At 69.2% G+C, this 15647-nt stretch carries 20 protein-coding genes; 11 read left to right on the top strand and 9 right to left on the bottom strand.

The features are described from left to right. The 3 genes from H5J31_RS33385 to H5J31_RS33395 form a co-directional block, all read right to left on the bottom strand. On the bottom strand, window positions 1–687 hold a 687-nt coding region (locus H5J31_RS33385; protein ID WP_181776664.1), incomplete at its 3' end, for an ArsA-related P-loop ATPase. 22 nt (window positions 688–709) lie between these two features. Next, window positions 710–958, bottom strand: a complete 249-nt coding sequence (locus H5J31_RS33390) for a hypothetical protein (protein WP_181776665.1) — start codon at window positions 956–958, stop codon at window positions 710–712. Window positions 959–981: 23 nt separating this feature from the next. Then, window positions 982–1935, bottom strand: coding sequence for an esterase/lipase family protein (locus tag H5J31_RS33395; protein ID WP_181776666.1), 954 nt, complete (start codon window positions 1933–1935; stop codon window positions 982–984). 129 nt (window positions 1936–2064) lie between these two features. On the opposite strand from H5J31_RS33395, the gene H5J31_RS33400 reads away from it, so the two are divergent. The 7 genes from H5J31_RS33400 to H5J31_RS33430 all read left to right on the top strand — a co-directional run bounded on the left by H5J31_RS33400 (window position 2065) and on the right by H5J31_RS33430 (window position 6465). Further along, the gene (locus tag H5J31_RS33400; RefSeq protein ID WP_005166970.1) at window positions 2065–2226 is read left to right on the top strand and encodes a DUF4177 domain-containing protein; all 162 of its coding nucleotides are present in this window, start codon (window positions 2065–2067) and stop codon (window positions 2224–2226) included. Between the two features lie 12 nt (window positions 2227–2238). Further along, the gene (locus tag H5J31_RS33405) at window positions 2239–2694 is read left to right on the top strand and encodes a RidA family protein (protein ID WP_181776667.1); all 456 of its coding nucleotides are present in this window, start codon (window positions 2239–2241) and stop codon (window positions 2692–2694) included. Continuing rightward, a complete protein-coding gene (locus H5J31_RS33410; protein WP_037318589.1) occupies window positions 2694–3323 on the top strand; it encodes a hypothetical protein in 630 nt (209 codons plus the stop codon). Before H5J31_RS33405 ends, H5J31_RS33410 begins: the two co-directional genes overlap by 1 nt. A 38-nt stretch (window positions 3324–3361) precedes the next feature. Then, window positions 3362–4549, top strand: a complete 1188-nt coding sequence (locus tag H5J31_RS33415; RefSeq protein WP_181776668.1) for a hypothetical protein — start codon at window positions 3362–3364, stop codon at window positions 4547–4549. 88 nt (window positions 4550–4637) lie between these two features. Next, window positions 4638–5450, top strand: coding sequence for an NUDIX hydrolase (locus H5J31_RS33420; protein ID WP_181776669.1), 813 nt, complete (start codon window positions 4638–4640; stop codon window positions 5448–5450). Further along, window positions 5447–6217 carry an MBL fold metallo-hydrolase gene (locus H5J31_RS33425; RefSeq protein ID WP_181776670.1) on the top strand — a complete coding sequence of 257 codons (771 nt, stop codon included), beginning with the start codon at window positions 5447–5449 and terminating at the stop codon, window positions 6215–6217. The genes H5J31_RS33420 and H5J31_RS33425 overlap by 4 nt, the downstream gene beginning before the upstream one ends. Then, on the top strand, window positions 6214–6465 hold the full coding sequence (locus H5J31_RS33430) for a glutaredoxin domain-containing protein (protein ID WP_181776671.1): 252 nt from the start codon (window positions 6214–6216) through the stop codon (window positions 6463–6465). Before H5J31_RS33425 ends, H5J31_RS33430 begins: the two co-directional genes overlap by 4 nt. A gap of 467 nt (window positions 6466–6932) precedes the next feature. On the opposite strand, the gene H5J31_RS33435 is transcribed toward H5J31_RS33430, so the two are convergent. From H5J31_RS33435 to H5J31_RS33450, 4 genes are all read right to left on the bottom strand, one after another. After that, window positions 6933–7997, bottom strand: coding sequence for a DNA polymerase III subunit beta (locus H5J31_RS33435; protein WP_181776672.1), 1065 nt, complete (start codon window positions 7995–7997; stop codon window positions 6933–6935). Between the two features lie 9 nt (window positions 7998–8006). Further along, on the bottom strand, window positions 8007–9269 hold the full coding sequence (locus H5J31_RS33440; RefSeq protein WP_181776693.1) for an MFS transporter: 1263 nt from the start codon (window positions 9267–9269) through the stop codon (window positions 8007–8009). Window positions 9270–9736: 467 nt separating this feature from the next. Further along, window positions 9737–10411: a Crp/Fnr family transcriptional regulator gene (locus tag H5J31_RS33445; protein WP_003081747.1), complete on the bottom strand. Its 675-nt coding sequence runs from the start codon at window positions 10409–10411 to the stop codon at window positions 9737–9739. Window positions 10412–10569: 158 nt separating this feature from the next. Continuing rightward, complete coding sequence (locus H5J31_RS33450) at window positions 10570–10821, bottom strand: hypothetical protein (protein WP_181776673.1); 252 nt, start codon at window positions 10819–10821, stop codon at window positions 10570–10572. A 237-nt stretch (window positions 10822–11058) separates the two neighbouring features. On the opposite strand from H5J31_RS33450, the gene nth reads away from it, so the two are divergent. Genes nth through H5J31_RS33470 form a run of 4 tightly spaced genes read left to right on the top strand, consistent with a single transcriptional unit; the run spans window position 11059 to window position 14230 of the window. Beyond that, window positions 11059–11742: an endonuclease III gene (gene nth / locus H5J31_RS33455; RefSeq protein ID WP_181776694.1), complete on the top strand. Its 684-nt coding sequence runs from the start codon at window positions 11059–11061 to the stop codon at window positions 11740–11742. Next, window positions 11739–12335 carry a TlpA family protein disulfide reductase gene (locus H5J31_RS33460; RefSeq protein WP_181776674.1) on the top strand — a complete coding sequence of 199 codons (597 nt, stop codon included), beginning with the start codon at window positions 11739–11741 and terminating at the stop codon, window positions 12333–12335. The genes nth and H5J31_RS33460 overlap by 4 nt, the downstream gene beginning before the upstream one ends. After that, window positions 12332–13039: an NUDIX hydrolase gene (locus tag H5J31_RS33465; protein WP_181776675.1), complete on the top strand. Its 708-nt coding sequence runs from the start codon at window positions 12332–12334 to the stop codon at window positions 13037–13039. The genes H5J31_RS33460 and H5J31_RS33465 overlap by 4 nt, the downstream gene beginning before the upstream one ends. 6 nt (window positions 13040–13045) lie before the next feature. Further along, window positions 13046–14230: a MarP family serine protease gene (locus tag H5J31_RS33470; RefSeq protein ID WP_181776676.1), complete on the top strand. Its 1185-nt coding sequence runs from the start codon at window positions 13046–13048 to the stop codon at window positions 14228–14230. A 72-nt stretch (window positions 14231–14302) separates the two neighbouring features. On the opposite strand, the gene H5J31_RS33475 is transcribed toward H5J31_RS33470, so the two are convergent. Both H5J31_RS33475 and H5J31_RS33480 read right to left on the bottom strand, forming a co-directional pair. After that, window positions 14303–14725, bottom strand: coding sequence for a DnaJ family domain-containing protein (locus tag H5J31_RS33475; protein ID WP_181776677.1), 423 nt, complete (start codon window positions 14723–14725; stop codon window positions 14303–14305). Continuing rightward, entirely contained in the window at window positions 14722–15645 is a 924-nt protein-coding gene (locus H5J31_RS33480; protein WP_181776678.1) for an alpha/beta fold hydrolase, read from the bottom strand. Before H5J31_RS33480 ends, H5J31_RS33475 begins: the two co-directional genes overlap by 4 nt. Window positions 15646–15647 lie beyond the last annotated feature (2 nt).

A 15647-nucleotide genomic window follows, 5' to 3' on the forward strand; every position in this document is an offset into this window, starting at 1 on the left:
GCCGGGGCGCAGATCCGCGCCGTCGAGTTCGGCGACCGCTTCGACGGTTTCCCGCACCGGCATCTCTTCGAGCAGCGTCACGAGGTGGATGGCGGTCTCGCCGGAGTGCAGCAGCCGGACGACGCCGTCGGCCTGGCCGCGGATCGGGCCGGTCTTGGCGAGGTCGGTGAGGGCCTTGGTGACGTCGAGGAACTTCACGACCCGGCCGGTGGGCGGGGAGTCGACGACGACGGCGTCATAGGTGTGGCGGCCGTCGGATTCGGTCCGGCCGACGCATTCCTTGATCTTCCCGGTGAGCAGGACGTCGCGCAGGCCCGGCGCGAGCGTGGTCGCGAACTCGATCGCGCCCATCCGCCGCAGCGTCCGTCCGGCGAAGCCGAGGTTGTAGAACATCTCGAAGTACTCGAGGAGCGCGGCTTCGACGTCGATGTGCAGCGCGCGCAGCTCGCCACCACCGGGAACGGCCGCGATGCGCTGCTCGGCGTACGGCAGCGGCTCGGTGTCGAAGAGCTGGGCGATGCCCTGGCGTCCTTCGACCTCGATCAGCAGCACGCGGCGCCCGCCTTTGGCGAGCGCGAGGCCCAGGGAGGCGGCGAGCGTGGTCTTGCCCGTCCCGCCCTTGCCCGTGACGAAATGCAGCCTGGCTCTGGCGAGTTCGTCGGTCCAGCCGGCAAGGGGAGTGCTCACCGGTCCCACCCTAATTGAGTGTTCAGCTCGCCAGCAGCATGACGCCGAGCGCAGCCGCGACCACCGCGACGATGACCCAGGTCAGGACGCCGGGCAGCACCGTGAGCATCACCACACCGAGCAGCAGGAGCACCACGAAGGCCACCGCGCCGGTGGCCGCGACCGTTCCCGAACTGTCCGTCCGGTCCCGGGCCTTCGCCATCAGGACGAGCACCAGCGGCAGTCCCGCCACGGCGAGAAGGACGGTCGCGACCACACGCCAGGTCTCCACGAGACCTCACGTTAGCGGAGCGATCAGCTCCCGATCGGGGACGCGGGCACGCACGGCACCGGCTTCGCGTGCGCCGGGTCGAGCGCGTTGAGGACGTGCCCGGCCGCGTTGCGGTCGGCGGCGACCCCGCCGTGCTCCGCCAGGTCCAGCAGGCAGCTGTCCTGCAGGACGATGTTCTTCACGTTCGGTCCCTTGCCGAGGCCGCTCGTGTACGGGACGACGGCTTCGTCGTAGCGGGTCAGGATGTTCGTGTACGTCACACCCGGCTGGAAGATCCCGTTGCCACCACGCAGGTTCGAGAGGAACTCCGAACCGCGCAGGAACTGGCGGCACGAGCCGCACGCCGGGTCGAGGATGCCGTTGATGCCGGGACTCAGGCCCAGCGTGACGGCGAGCGCGTACAGATGTGAGGCGCCGAACAGCGTGGTGCCGTCCCACAGCGGGGTGAGGCTGACGTACTTGTCCACTTTGGACGCTCCGCCGAGGAACTTCACGTAATAGGAAGGCATCAGCGTGCCCTCGGAATGCCCGAGGATGTCCACCTTGGACGCCCCGGTCGCATCGAGCACCTTGTCGACGAACTTCGACAGTTCCTTCGCGCTCTGTTCCATCGGAAGAAGCCCGCCGGGCTGGTAGATCGGCAGCGGCGCGCCGGGGACCCCGTAGGTCAGGGAGAAGACGCAGTACCCGTTGTTCTTGAGCAGCGGGCCGAACGTCTGCCAGTTCACCGTCTGGTTGGCGCCGAGACCGTGCGCCAGCACCACCGGGTTGGGGTGGGTCGAGCTCGGACGGCAGTCGAAATCGTTCGAACCCGGCGGAGGTCCGCCCGGATTCGCCGCCTGCGCGGGCAGGGCGGCGGCGAGGGTCCACGGAACGGGGAGCTTGTCGGCGGCGTTCGCCGTATTCGCCAGTGAGGTGCAGATCAGGGCAAGGACCGCGGCCAGGCAGGCGGCGGCGAGGGACTTCGTTGTCCGCATGTCAGCGTCCTATCTACTCACGAGTAGGTGTGAAGTGAACCACATCGACGGGAAATCGGCGAACGGGTCGCGAGAGGGTTTTCCGCATGTGTGTCGGGCGCCCTTGCCGGTTTGGCTACGCTCCCGGGCATGAGCGCCACCAAGTGGGAGTACGCGACCGTCCCCCTGTTGATCCACGCCACCAAGCAGATCCTCGACCAGTGGGGCGAGGACGGCTGGGAGCTTGTCACCGTGCTCCCGAACCCGACCGGCGAGCAGCACGTCGCCTACCTCAAACGAGCCAAGAACTAGGGGATTGAAGCCATGACCTGGAGCGATCGGCTCGCCGAGCTCGGTATCGAACTGCCCGCCGTCGCGGCCCCGCTGGCCGCGTACGTGCCCGCCGTCCGGACCGGCTCGTACGTCTACACGGCCGGGCAGCTGCCCTTCGTCAAGGGCGAGCTTCAGGCGACCGGCAAGGTCGGCGCCGAGGTCAGCCCCGAAGAGGCGAAACAGCACGCGAGGACGTCGATCCTCAACGCCCTGGCCGCGGTGGACTCGGTCGTCGGGATCGACAACGTCGTGCGCGTGGTCAAGGTCGTCGGGTTCGTGGCGTCCGCGGAGGGCTTCACCGGCCAGCCCGCGGTGATCAACGGGGCGTCCGAGCTGCTCGGCGAGGTCTTCGGCGAGGCGGGCATCCACGCCCGTTCGGCCGTCGGGGTCTCCGAGCTGCCGATCGGGGCGCCGGTCGAGATCGAACTGATCGTGGAGGTGAAGTGATGGACCCGGACATCGAGAAGTCCTCGCACGAGCTCCTGCTTCGGCTGGCCGGACGTCTGCCGGACCAGCTCCTGTGGCGGTTCCGCGACTGGCTGGGCGAGGGCGCGATGGGGACGCTCGCGCGGACCCTGCCCAGGTCTTTGCTTAAGCACAGGATCGACCTGGATCAAACGGAGTATCGCCTGCTAGTCGCGGGGCTCATTCCTCACGGGGCCGACTGGCATCAGGTGAGTTCCACCCTGGGGGTAGACGACGTCACCGAGACCAGGTACACATTCACGCAGAGTGCGCCCGAATGGGTGAACTCCGTCGACTCTGTGTCCGTATTGATCCACGCAACGTTGCGGGGACGGCCGGATGTGGGTGAAGTGCGGCAAAGCTGGCGACACCTCGGTGTGGTCGGCGAGGGTGGGGCGAAACGAGTCCTCCTGGTCACGGCGCTCAACGGGCTGCCGAGGTTGACCGGCGAGCTTCAGCGCGTCCTGCGCGTGCTCGGTGACGAGGAGCCCGGCGTCGAGGTTCTCCCGCCGAGCATCGACCTCACCGGCTATCACCGCACCGCGCTCGCCAACTCCGAGCTGGTCTGTGTGGGCGCGGTGGACACGGGAAGTCGGCTGGTCGCCGCTTAACGCTCGCACCACCAGGCGAGCCGGGAGGGAGCAGAGCAATGGTGGAGGTCCACGACGGCCCGCCCATGGACGGGTTCTCGGTGCCCCTGCGCCTGCACAACCTGTTACTGGCCCTGGCGGGTCGAATCGACGACAGTGCTTTGACCGAAGCGCGTGAGCTGATCGCGCGTGCGCACATCGACGAAGCGGTCGAGCTCACCACCGGCACCCTGATCGCGGGGAAGATCCCGGTGACCTCGTCCGAACAGCGTGAGCTGGCGCTCGTCCTGGAGATGAGCAGGTCCGACGCCACCCTGGCGAACGACCTGCTCGTCGAAGAGGACGAGCAGGTGCTCACCCACCGGTTCACCGGTGAGAACCAGCCCGAATTCGGCCTCGCCGAGGCGCTCGACCGCACCCTCCAGGTGCTGCCGGACGTCCGCTCGGTGCACGCGGTATGGCGGAACACGCCCGCCGGGAGCGTGCCCGGCGCGCTGCCACAGCGGGTCGTCCTGGTCGAGATCGGCCCGGAGGGCAACCCGCCCGCGGTCGCGTTCCGCGTGGACACCGCGCTTCGCCGCGCGGGCATCCGCTCGGTCGTGGAGGTCGCCGGCCCCGGCGTCGCACGGTCCGCGTACCACCAGGCCGCGTCGTCGGCCGCGAGTCCTGTCTGGGTCACCGGGAGTGCCCATTCCAGTGACTTTCGGTCGGAGCCGGTGACCCCGCCCGCTGCCCCCGCCCCGGCTCCCGAGCCGGTCAAGGAGCAGCCGAGCAGGCACGGGCTGAGGCCGGTCGGCAGCACCTCCGAACCGATCGCGCCGGTGGTGCCGATCGTGCAGCAGGCGCCGGCCCCGGCGTCGCCCGCACCTTCGTCGTCGACGTCTTCGGTGTCTCCGGTGTCGTCTGTGTCTTCTGTGTCGTCTTCGGAGCAGGCGCCGCCGCGCAAGTCGCGGGCGGAGACCCGCGCCGAGCGCACGGCCGACCTGACCCCGGCCGAGGTGGCTCAGTTGCGTCAAGCGCTCAAGGAGGACCCGGAAAAGGGCCGCGAGATCGCCACCGGCAAGCCGAGCATGCACGAGGTCGTCGAGCTGCCCGCTCTCGACCTCGACGACCCGAGCCTGAGCGAACGCGATCGCGCGCTCCTGCGCGAACTGCACGCCGAGCTCGCCGAACGGGAACGCGCCGAAGCGGCGAAGATCCGGCTCAACGGGGCTTCGCGCAGCAGCGGTTCCAGCTGGTCGTCCTAGCAAGTCCCCGCGTTTCGTCCTCTGGATGCGGTCGTTGCACGCGCAACTACCGCAACCAGAGGACGAAACGCGATGTTAGGTTGCGGGTGTGGCTGAAGAACTGACATTCGACATCCCGGTGGGGGCCGGGGTGGGCACCCGCGCGAACGCCGGCGGCACGCCGGTGACGCCCAAGGACGCGGCGACCGTGATCCTCCTCCGCGACGGCACGCAAGGCGTCGAGGTCTTCCTGCAGCACCGCGTGAAGGGCATGCCGTTCGCGGGCGGGATGACCGTCTTCCCCGGCGGCGGCGTGGACTCGCGCGACGTCGACGCGTCGGTGAGCTGGGCCGGTCCGGAACCCGCCTGGTGGGCGAAACGCTTCGGTTGCGAGGAATCGCTCGCCCGCGCCCTCGTGTGCGCGGCCGTGCGGGAGACGTTCGAAGAGTCGGGCGTACTCCTCGCGAGCATCGGCGACACCGTCGTCGCCGACGCGACGCTTTACCACGACGCCCGCGAAAAGCTGGTCTCCCGCGAACTCTCACTCGCCGCGTTCCTCGAAGCGAACGGCCTCACGTTGCGCGCGGATCTGTTGCGCCCCTGGGCGAACTGGGTCACGCCGCCCGAGGAACCGCGCCGCTACGACACCTGCTTCTTCGTCGCCGTGCTGCCCGAGGGGCAGGAGGCGGACAGCGCCACGTCCGAGGCCGTCAGCTCCGGCTGGCAGCGGCCGGCCGACGCCATCGCCGACGCCAAGGAAGGGCGCCGCATGCTCATGCCACCGACCTGGATCACGCTCGCGGAACTGGGCGAGTTCGGCTCGGCGGCCGCGGCGCGGGCCGTCGAGCGCGAGATCGTGAAGATCATGCCGACGCTGGTGCGCGAAGGCGACAAGGTCCGCGTCGTCCTGGACCCGGCGTGAGCGCCCCCGCATACGGCGTACTGCGCCAGGTCACGCCGACGACTTCCGTGCTACTGGAGCACAATCCGTCGTCGATGACGTTGGAGGGCACCAACTCCTGGGTGCTCCGCGGTCCCGGCGCGGCCGGTTCCGTGGTCGTCGACCCCGGTCACGAGGACATCGAGCATCTGACGCTGCTGGCCGGGACCGGCGCCGTCGAACTGATCATCCTGACCCACCACCACCCCGACCACGCCGAGGGCGCCCCCTGGTTCGCCGAACGCGTCGGCGCCCCGGTGCGGGCCTTCGACGAGTCGCTGTGCGTCGGCGGCAAGTCCCTTGTGGACGGTGAGGTGGTCCGGGCCGGCGGCCTGGAGATCTCGGTGCTGCACACACCCGGGCACACCGAAGACTCGATCTGCCTGACTTCGGAAGGGCAGATCCTCACCGGCGACACCATCCTCGGCCGCGGCACGACCGTGCTGCACGACCTCGGCGACTACCTGCGCTCCCTGCGGAAACTCATCGAGTTGCCCGCCGGCACCGTCGGCCTGCCGGGCCACGGCCCCGAGCTCCCCGACCTGGCCACGACGGCGCGCGAATACCTGGCGCACCGGGAAGAACGGCTCGATCAGGTGCGTTCGGCACTGAAGGTCCTCGGCGCGGACGCCACCCCGCGCCAGGTCGTCGAGGTCGTCTACGCCGACGTCGACAAGGCTTTGTGGGCGCCCGCCGAGTGGAGCGTGCAGGCGCAGTTGGACTACCTGAGGTCGGAGGACGGCGAATGAGTGACGTAGAGGTCGAGTTCTACTGGCGCCCCGGATGCGGGTTCTGCGCCGCGCTGGAGCGGCCGCTCTCGAAGAGCGGCTACAAGGTGAAGGCGGTCAACATCTGGGAGGATCCGGACGCGGCCGCACGGGTGCGCTCGGTGGCGAACGGGAACGAGGTCGTGCCGACGGTCTTCGTGGGCTCCAAGGCGATGGTGAACCCTTCGTTCGCGGAGATCGAAGCCGCCGTGAAGGCCGCCTCCGCCTGAGTCGCCAAGTGCTATGAACGGCCCGTTACTTGCAAAATTTGCAAGTAACGGGCCGTTCATAGCGTTCGGGCGGGGTTTCGGCGGGCGAGCCCCGTGGCAGATGTTGCGAAAGCCACTTTCGCAACGTTGAAGGTTGCGAAAGTGGCTTTCGCAACGCTGTCTCTCCGGCGGGCCGCGCTGAGTCGAGGTCGCCCGTGAACGGCGATTCGGGTTCTATTGAGGGGTAAGGCAAATGTGGCGTGGCCGGATCTCTGCTGCGGGGCCTGCTTCATTGCAGGAGCTCTTCGCGGCACGGGTCTGGACTTGCCGGTGAAGCCCACTCACTCCTTGACTATCCACAAAGGACACTTTTCGACAGTCGAATGTACGATTAGCGCCTAAATATCCGGTTCTCGATCGGGGTCGTGAGTGGCAATGTTGGTTCTAACCCTACTTGTCACTCACGACCCCAGCGGTCACTCACGACTTCAGCGCGGCAGCATCGGCATCACGTAGTAGGTCAGCGCCACCTCGCCAGGGTCCACCGAGCGGATCACGCAGGCCCGCATCCCGGGCTGGATATCGAGCCGCACTCGCTCGCCCGAGAAACCCTGGAGCGCGTCCAAGAGGTACCGCGCCTGGAACGAGGGCGAAGTTCGGCCGCCGGACACCTCGGCCTTCAGCGTCTCCTCGGCCTCACCGGTGTCCTGCTTCGAACTGGCCAGCCGCAGATGCGAGTCGCCGACCTCCAGCGTGAGTACTCGGCGCGCGTCCGCGTAGACGCCGACACGGCGGACGGCGGAGGCCAGGGCATCGGCGGAGACCTCGACCTTCGTGTCCACAGTGGACGATTCGATCAGCTTCTCCGAGAGGAATCCCGCGTCGAGAACCGCGGTGGTGACGGCGACGCCGGACCAGCTCAGGCCGAAGCGGGTGCCATCACCGTGCAGGCCGACGGTGCCGCGTGCCTGTTTCGCCGTCTCGGCCAGGAGGCCCGCCGGGACCAGCGCGTCGACCGGTTCGCCTTCGGCGCGCAGCGGGACGGTGGCCACGGCCATACGGTATCGGTCGGACGCGGTCAGCCGCAGTTCGCGACTGAAACTCTGTACGCGGACGCCGGTGAACATCGGCAGCGCGTCGTCCTTCGCCGCCGTCCCCGCGACGGTGCGCAGCGCGGTCACCAGCGCCGAACCATCCACTTCGGACACGCGGGGAGGCATGTCCGGGAGGCTCAGTTCCCGGCTCAGCAAGGGAATCGCGTACCGGCCGCCCTCCACCCGCACGGCGAGCCGCGAGCCCTCGACGACCAGGCGCACCCTTTCGTCGTCGAGCATGCGCAGCGTTTCCGCGAGCGGCCCGGCCGGGACCACGACCTCGCCGTCGGTGTGCACGACGGCGTCGCTGTTCAGGCGGACCGCCCGTTCGCTGTCGTTCCCGCCGACCGTCAGCCCCTCCCGCCCGGCTCGCAGGAGCAGGCCGGAACGGGCCGAGAGCAGCCGTGCGGCGGCGGAGACGGCGGACGAGAGGGAGCGGGTGGCGGCAGTCAGGTCCATGCCCGCAAGTTAGCGGGCGGCACCGACAAGTTCGGGCGTCTCGGCGACGGTCACCGGCGGCTGGGGGCGGAAGGTGCCGCGCAGCAGCCACACCACGACGGCGAGCGCGAATCCGACACCGCCGGCGGCGAGGAACGCCGCTTCGGTGCCCGCGTGCTCGACGAGGTAGCCGCTGATCGACTGCCCGAAGGCCAGCCCGAGGGTCACCGCGGTGAGCACCCAGCCGAACGCCTCGGCCGCCGTGCCCTTCGGCGCGGCGATCTCGATCGCGGCCGAATGCGTCGTCGACTGGGGTGTGATGAGCGCGCCCGCGGCGAGCATGGCCAGCGCGAGGCCCCACAGCGAACCCGGCAGGGCGAGCAGCGCCACGAGAGCGCCGAACCCGGCCAGCAGCACCGGCAGCCGCAGGCCCATCTGCCGCGGCCACGGGCGCAGGCTGTACGCGACGCCGAACGCGACCGAACTGACCGACCAGGCCGAAAGCAGCAGGCCGCCGATCGAGGTGTTCCCGGCTTCGGTGGCGGCCGCCGGGACGGCGACCTCGACGAAGCCGATCACGGCGCCGAAGCCCAGCGCGGCGATCGCGAGGGTGCGCATCCCGGGGCTGGCCAGCGCGCCGAGCAGTTTGCCGCCCGCCGACGGCGCCGGTCCCCAAGCGCGCACGGTCGGGCTCAGCGCGAAGAACACGGCGCCCGCGATCATGGTCAGCGAACCGGTCACGATGCCGGTACCCGCCCACGGCGCGGCGATCAGCAGCCCGGCGAATCCGGGGCCGAGGATGAAGAAGACCTCCATGCTGATGGCCTCGTAGGAGAACGCGGCGTTCCGCGTCGGCCCCGCCGGGAGAAGGCGTGTCCACAGCGCCCGTGAAGCGGAGCCGACCATCGGTTCGGTGATCCCGGTGCCGAAGGCCAGCGGGACCAGTACGAGCGTCGGCGCGTGCGCCTCGATCGCGAAGATCAGCCCGGTCATCGCCAGCGCGAAGAGCACCGTGGTCGTCAGCAGGGGCCGCGTCGGCCCGAAGCGGTCGATGAGCCGCCCCTGCACCACCGCGCCGACGGACACCCCGACGAGCGAGCCGGCCGAGACCAGGCCGGCCGAGGCGAAGGAGCCCGTCTCGCGCTGGACGTAGAGCAGCGCGGAGATGCCGATCATGGCGATCGGCAGGCGGGCGAGCAGGGACGCGACGACCGCCCCGCGCGACCCGGGCGCGGTCAGCGCGGCTTTGTAGTCGGCGAGGGAGGTGCGGTGGCTCTCGGCGGATGCGGACACAGACTGGGACACGCGTACCAGTATGACCTACTTTGGTACGCGAGTACCAGATCTGCGGCGGTAAGGTTTGTCACCCTCGGATTTCGGGTACTACGAACCTTGAAGCAGGCAGGTTCATCACGATCGAGTAACGTTCGGCCCATTTTGGGTCATTCAGGGCAACAAATCGACGCAGATGGCGTCCTTGAGAGTGAAAGAACTTGAGTTCACGGCCGACGGCCGTGGATGGTTGTACAACAGCACACAATCTCCAACTCCCTCCGGCGTACGGGTCGGGGCCTTGTTCCGGAGGGCGGGGAGCGCGGATCGTCGGGGGATGGTCCGCGCACAGCGAAGAGCCGGTGCGCCACGTCGGGGGTGGCGCCCGGCTCTTCGTTGTGTCTACCGCATTCAGTCCTCTGAATGCGGTAGTTGAACGCACAACTGCCGCAAGTAGAGGACTACTTGCGGCAGTTGAGGGTGAAGATCTAGCGAGCGCGGCGCGCCAGGCGCTCCGGGTCCAGGATCAGGACGCTCTTGCCTTCGAGACGGAGCCAGCCACGGTGCGCGAAGTCGGCGAGAGCCTTGTTCACGGTCTCGCGCGAGGCGCCGACGTACTGGGCGATCTCTTCCTGCGTCAGGTCGTGCGTGACCCGCAGCAGACCGGCTTCCTGGCTGCCGAAACGCTGCGCGAGCTGCAGCAGCGCCCGCGCCACGCGGCCGGGGACGTCGGTGAAGATCAGCTCGGCGACCATGTTGTTCGTCCGGCGCAGCCTACGGGCGACGACGCGCAGTAACTGCTCGGCGATCTCCGGGCGAGTGGAGATCCACTGCCGCAGCGCCGGGCGGTCCATCGTCACCGCGCGGACCTCGGTCACGGTCGTCGCGCTGGACGTCCGCGGGCCGGGGTCGAAAATGGACAGTTCGCCGAACATGTCCGACGGGCCGAAGATGCCCAGCAGGTTCTCCCGGCCGTCGGGTGACTTGCGGCCGATCTTCACCTTGCCGGACTGGATGATGTAAAGCTTGTCGCCGGGTTCACCCTCGTTGAAGATGACATGCCCGCGCGGGAACTCCACGGATTCCAAGGTCTGTGCCAGCGCCTCGGCGGCTGCAGGCTCAACACCCTGGAAAATGCCCGCTCGGGCCAGGGTTTCGTCCACCTCGGGTGCCTCCTCATCGAGAAACGACGCCGAACCTCGTTACCGAGGATCGTGTCGCCGATCACTTTTCGCGTCAGTCTAGGGCGTGCTGGCGAGATCGCCCGTCGGCTCGCCGCTGGCGCGTCGGTGCCGGGAACGATCTCGCTCGAACGTGGAGCCTAACTCCGCACGCGTCGCGCGCGTAGCCTGGCCGCCCTCCCGCCCAGCCTGCGCAGCCGGAAGAGCTCGAGGGCGCGTCCGATGCCGTGCCCGTAAAGGGCCCTGACCTCGTTGGGCTGCGCCTGCTCGAGGAACTCCTCGACTTCGTTCTCTTGCACGGCGACGTGCTTGAGCCGGGTTTCCACGCGTTCCATGAACAACGCGAAGAACATGATCACCAAGGGGACCAGGATGACGAACCAGACCGTCATGCGCCCTGCCCCGGGAATTCCGAAAAGCTGTGCATTACTCCAGATCCTCGCTCATGGCGTCCTCGATCGAAGCGCCGAGGTGGTGTTCTGGCGTGTCGGCCGTCGACCGGCGGGTGCTCCCACTGGCTCGTCCGATGGCGCCCGTAGGCTATCGGGGTGCCTCCTGCCCTCACCAATGCCCCCCGCGCGGGGGGTAAGGGTGAAAGCCGGCTCGCATTGGTGAGACGCGCCAGGCGGATGAAGCGTTGCCTCGACGACGAGTTCCCGGACGCGCACTGCGAGCTTGACTTCACCACTCCGCTCGAACTACTGGTCGCGGTCGTGCTTTCGGCGCAGACCACCGACGTCCGCGTGAATCAGGTCACCCCCGCGCTCTTCGCGCGCTATCGAACCGCGGCCGACTACGCCGGCGCCGATCGCACCGAACTCGAGGAGTACCTCCGCCCGACGGGGTTCTTCCGGGCCAAGGCGAATTCGGTGATGGGTCTCGGCGCCGCCCTGGTGGAGCGCTACAACGGCGAAGTGCCCGGCAAGCTGAAGGACCTCGTCACGCTGCCCGGTGTCGGCCGCAAGACGGCCAACGTCGTGCTCGGCGACGCCTTCGGGGTCCCCGGCATCACCGTGGACACCCATTTCGGCCGCCTGGTGCGCCGCTGGGGCTGGACCGAAGAGGAAGACCCGGTCAAGGTCGAGCACGCCGTCGCCGAGCTGATCCCGCGCAAGGAGTGGACGCTCCTCTCGCATCGGACGATCTTCCACGGCCGCCGCGTCTGCCACGCCCGTAAACCCGCCTGTGGAGCCTGTCCGCTGGCCAAGATGTGCCCCTCGTACGGAACCGGTCCCACGGGGTTCGAAGAGGCCGCGAAGCTGGTCAAGGGCGAAGAACGCGAGCACATCCTGGATCTGGCGGCGCGCGGGTGACCAGGGTCACCAAACTGGCCCTCGGTGCCGCCGTCCTGGTGGTGGCCCTGATCGTCGCGTTGCTCACGGCCCGTGACGACAAGGAGCCGGTCAGGACGTCGGGCGATCTGACCGCCGCCCGGTCGAAGGCGGCGCTCGCCGCGTGCCCGCCGCCCGGTCCGGGTGAGGTCGCGAAGCTGCGCGGGGTCGACGTCGAATGCCTCGGCGACGGCTCCCGGGTCGACCTCGCCCGCGTGCTTTCGGGCGGTCCCGTGCTGGTCAACCTGTGGGCGTCGTGGTGCGAGCCGTGCCGCGCCGAACTGCCGTTGCTCCAGGAATACGCCGCCCAGCCGGGTGCCGCGCGGGTGCTTCTCGTCCAGGTCGCGAGCTCCGGGGCCGACGGGCTGGGTCTGCTCTCCGAGCTCGGCGTCCGGCTGCCGTCGGTCTTCGACGGTGACGGACAGTCGGGGCCGGTGCGGACGGCACTGAAGGTCCCTTCCTCACTTCCCGCGACGTATCTGGTCACGGCGGCCGGCGAGGTCCGGCTCATCGAGAACCCACGCGTGTTCCTGAACACTGAGCAGGTGCGCGCCGCAGCGGAAGGGACCCCATGACCGGACCCCTCGTGGACCCGGAGACCGTGCCCGAGTGGCTGCAACCGCTGGTCAAGATCAGCCGGGACGTCGGCGCCGACACCTTCAGCAGGTTCAGCGTGCCGCCGGACGCCAGCTACCGGCCGGCGTCCGTGCTGATGCTCTTCGGCGAGGGCCCGGACGGGCCGGACGTGCTGCTCCAGCGCCGCGCCGACACCCTCGGCTCGCACGCGGGCCAGGTCGCCTTCCCCGGCGGCGGTGCGGAGCCGGGTGACGACGGACCGGTCGGCACCGCGCTTCGCGAGGCGGAGGAGGAGACCGGCGTCGAACCCTCCGGGATCCTGCCGGTGGCGATCTTCCCCGAACTGTTCGTGCCGGTGTCCGGATTCGCCGTGACGCCGGTGCTCGCCTACTGGCGGACGCCGTCCCCGGTGCACGCCGTCGACCCGGGCGAGACGGCGGCGGTGGCCAGGGTGCCGGTCGCCGAACTCACCGATCCGGCCAACCGGTTCCAGGTCATGCGCAAGGGTTTCGGCTGGAAGGGGCCCGCGTTCGACGTCGGCGGGCTGTTCGTCTGGGGTTTCACGGGCGGGCTGCTGGCGATGACGCTTTCGCTCGGGGGCTGGGAACGCGAATGGGACCACGGCGACGTCCGGGAGCTTGACGTAGCGTTGGCCGAACATCAGGCGCGGGTCGACGGGCGGCAAGTGCCGGAGAAGGAGTAGTCACCGGTGAACTGGGTTGACGTACTGGTGATCCTGCTCGCGCTGCTGGCCGGCGTGTCCGGCGCGTTCCAGGGGGTGATCATCGCCCTTCCTTCGCTGGTCGGGGTGGTGCTGGGCGCGCTCGCGGGGATCAAGATCGCACCTCTGGTCGTCGAACTCTTCGAGCATCCGGCGGCGAAGGTCGCCTTCGCGGTGGCGACGGTGGTGTTCCTGGTCGCGCTCGGCGAGACCCTGGGGGTCTGGACCGGACGGAGACTGCGTCAGAAGATCAATCCCGACAAGCTTTCCGGCGTCGACAAGACGCTCGGCGCGATCGTGCAGGCCGCCGTGGTGTTCGTGGTCGCCTGGCTGATCGCGACGCCGCTCACCGCGGTCTCCGGGGTGCCGGGGCTGGCCAAGTCGATCAACAGCTCCGTGGTGCTCGGCGGCGTCAACGACGTCATGCCCGAGGCGGCGCAGGGCTTCCCGACCGAACTGCGGAAGCTGCTCGACGCCTCCGGCTTCCCGTCCATTGTGGACCCGTTCCAGAAGCCGAACGTCCAGGACACCGGCCCGCCGGACACCGCGCTGCAGGCGAAGCCGATCGTGCGGCAGGTCCACGACAGTGTCGTGAAGATCCGCGGCAACGCGACTTCGTGCTCGCGAGCGCTGGAAGGCAGCGGATTCGTCATCGCGCCGCAGCGCGTGATGACCAACGCGCACGTTGTCGCGGGTACCGACGAGGTCGCCATCGAGTCGACATCGGGCAAGTTCGCCGCGCGGGTCGTCTACTTCGACCCCGAGGCCGACGTGGCCGTGCTCGCCGTGCCGAGGCTGCAGGCGCCGGTGCTCCCCTTCAAGCAGCAGGTCGCGCGGGCGGGTGACGACGCGATCGTGCTCGGCTACCCGCTCGACGGCCCGTACACCGCGACGTCCGCCAGAGTGCGCGGCCGGATCAACCTGCGCGGACCGGACATCTACGAGTCGAACACCGTGCAGCGCGACGTGTTCACCGTGCGCGGGCAGGTCCGCAGCGGTAACTCCGGCGGGCCGATGATCAACCCGGACGGCGAGGTCATCGGGGTCGTCTTCGGTGCGGCGGTGGAGGACCCGGAGACCGGCTTCACCCTGACGTCCGAGCAGGTCAAGCCGGTGGTGGACACGGCTTCGTCGCTGAGCGCGAACACGTCGACCGGTCCCTGCGCGAACTAGCCCTTTCGCGGCCGCGCGCGTGCTATGAACGGCCCGTTACTTGCAAAATTTGCAAGTAACGGGGCTTTCATGTCATCCGGGGCTTGACGAAGGACGGCCGTTCCGCCAGTCCGCAACGGCCTCGTCCACGTCCAGCGGCCGGGCCCGCAGCACCGGCCCGCCGGCCGGACGCCGGTGCTCCGCGCGGATCCGCTCGTTCAGGTCCTCGACGATCTCCCGCACCCGCGCTTCCCGCCGCACCCGGGCAAGGGTGTCCGGCAGGTCGTCGAGTTCCTTGGCGATGGCCAGCGACGGCGGCAGCAGCGCCGACACGTCATGGCCTTCGGTGCGGACCTTGTTCACCACCCAGGCGAGCGCGGTGTCCTTGCCGTCGGTCTTGGGCAGTGGCTTCCCGGCGCCGGGAAGGTCGTCGAAATCGCCTTTCGCCTGCGCCGCGCCGACCTGCCGGTCCACCCAGGACTCGAACGAGACCCCCGTCGGTTTGCGTTCGGTCATGCTTCCAAGATACGGAGGAAGTCCAGCAGCGCGGCCGAAGTGCGCTCAGGGGCTTCCAGGTGCGGGAAGTGCCCGATGCCGGGCCAGCGTTCGAGGCGCGCTTCCGGGGCCCAGCGGCGGGACGCGGCCGCGGTCTCCGGCAGGACGCAGTGGTCGTCCTCGCCGTGGATTTGCAGTACTCGGGCGGCGTAGCGGCCTCGGAGTGCTTCGCTGAACCTGCGGCCTTCGCCGCGGAACTGCGCGCGGAACGCCCATCGGTAGTACTCGAGCGCGCTGTGCGGCACGCCGGGGACGAGCATCGCCTGCCGGAAGTTCCGCACGGCCTCGGTGAAGTCGGCGGTTTCCGTCCATTGTGGACCGGACCAGGTGCGGAACAGCTCCTCGACGGCGAGGGCGTCGTCCTTGACCAGCCATTTTTCCGGCGCCATCGGCACCTGGAAGCGGAACAGATGGCCGGAAGCGCGCAATTGCCCCGGCCGTCGCACGGCGCCCCGCAACGCCAGGGGATGCGCGCCGCCCAGCACGCTGACCGACGAGACCAGCCGGGGATGCAGCGCGCCCACCGTCCAGGCGAGCATGCCGCCCCAGGCATGCCCGACGAGGTGGGCCTTGCGCGCGCCGAGAGATTTGATCAGCCCGCCGACGTCGCCCGCGAGCGTCCACGCGTCGTAGCCGCGTGGGGGTTTGTCGGAGTCGCCGTATCCGCGCAGATCCACCGCGACCGCGCGGAAACCGGCGTCGGCCAGCGCCGTCAGCTGGTGGTGCCAGGTCCACCAGAACTCGGCGAACCCGTGCAGCAGCAGGACCATCGGCCCGTCGCCGAGTTCGGCGACGTGCAGCCGGATGCCGTTCGCCGAGACGTCACGATGCGTCCACGGTCCGTCGAGCCGGACGATCGACGGATCCGGTGTCGCCTGCACCG

Origin of the sequence: Amycolatopsis pittospori (assembly GCF_013870525.1) — a bacterium.
GTDB lineage: Bacteria > Actinomycetota > Actinomycetes > Mycobacteriales > Pseudonocardiaceae > Amycolatopsis > Amycolatopsis pittospori.

Coding starts and splice junctions, on each gene's coding strand:
- H5J31_RS33395 (WP_181776666.1), bottom strand. CDS start 1,935: ATGCGGACAACGAAGTCCCTCGCCGCCGCCTGCCTGGCCGCGGTCCTT.
- H5J31_RS33400 (WP_005166970.1), top strand. CDS start 2,065: ATGAGCGCCACCAAGTGGGAGTACGCGACCGTCCCCCTGTTGATCCAC.
- H5J31_RS33405 (WP_181776667.1), top strand. CDS start 2,239: ATGACCTGGAGCGATCGGCTCGCCGAGCTCGGTATCGAACTGCCCGCC.
- H5J31_RS33410 (WP_037318589.1), top strand. CDS start 2,694: ATGGACCCGGACATCGAGAAGTCCTCGCACGAGCTCCTGCTTCGGCTG.
- H5J31_RS33415 (WP_181776668.1), top strand. CDS start 3,362: ATGGTGGAGGTCCACGACGGCCCGCCCATGGACGGGTTCTCGGTGCCC.
- H5J31_RS33430 (WP_181776671.1), top strand. CDS start 6,214: ATGAGTGACGTAGAGGTCGAGTTCTACTGGCGCCCCGGATGCGGGTTC.
- H5J31_RS33435 (WP_181776672.1), bottom strand. CDS start 7,997: ATGGACCTGACTGCCGCCACCCGCTCCCTCTCGTCCGCCGTCTCCGCC.
- H5J31_RS33450 (WP_181776673.1), bottom strand. CDS start 10,821: ATGACGGTCTGGTTCGTCATCCTGGTCCCCTTGGTGATCATGTTCTTC.
- nth (WP_181776694.1), top strand. CDS start 11,059: ATGAAGCGTTGCCTCGACGACGAGTTCCCGGACGCGCACTGCGAGCTT.
- H5J31_RS33465 (WP_181776675.1), top strand. CDS start 12,332: ATGACCGGACCCCTCGTGGACCCGGAGACCGTGCCCGAGTGGCTGCAA.
- H5J31_RS33475 (WP_181776677.1), bottom strand. CDS start 14,725: ATGACCGAACGCAAACCGACGGGGGTCTCGTTCGAGTCCTGGGTGGAC.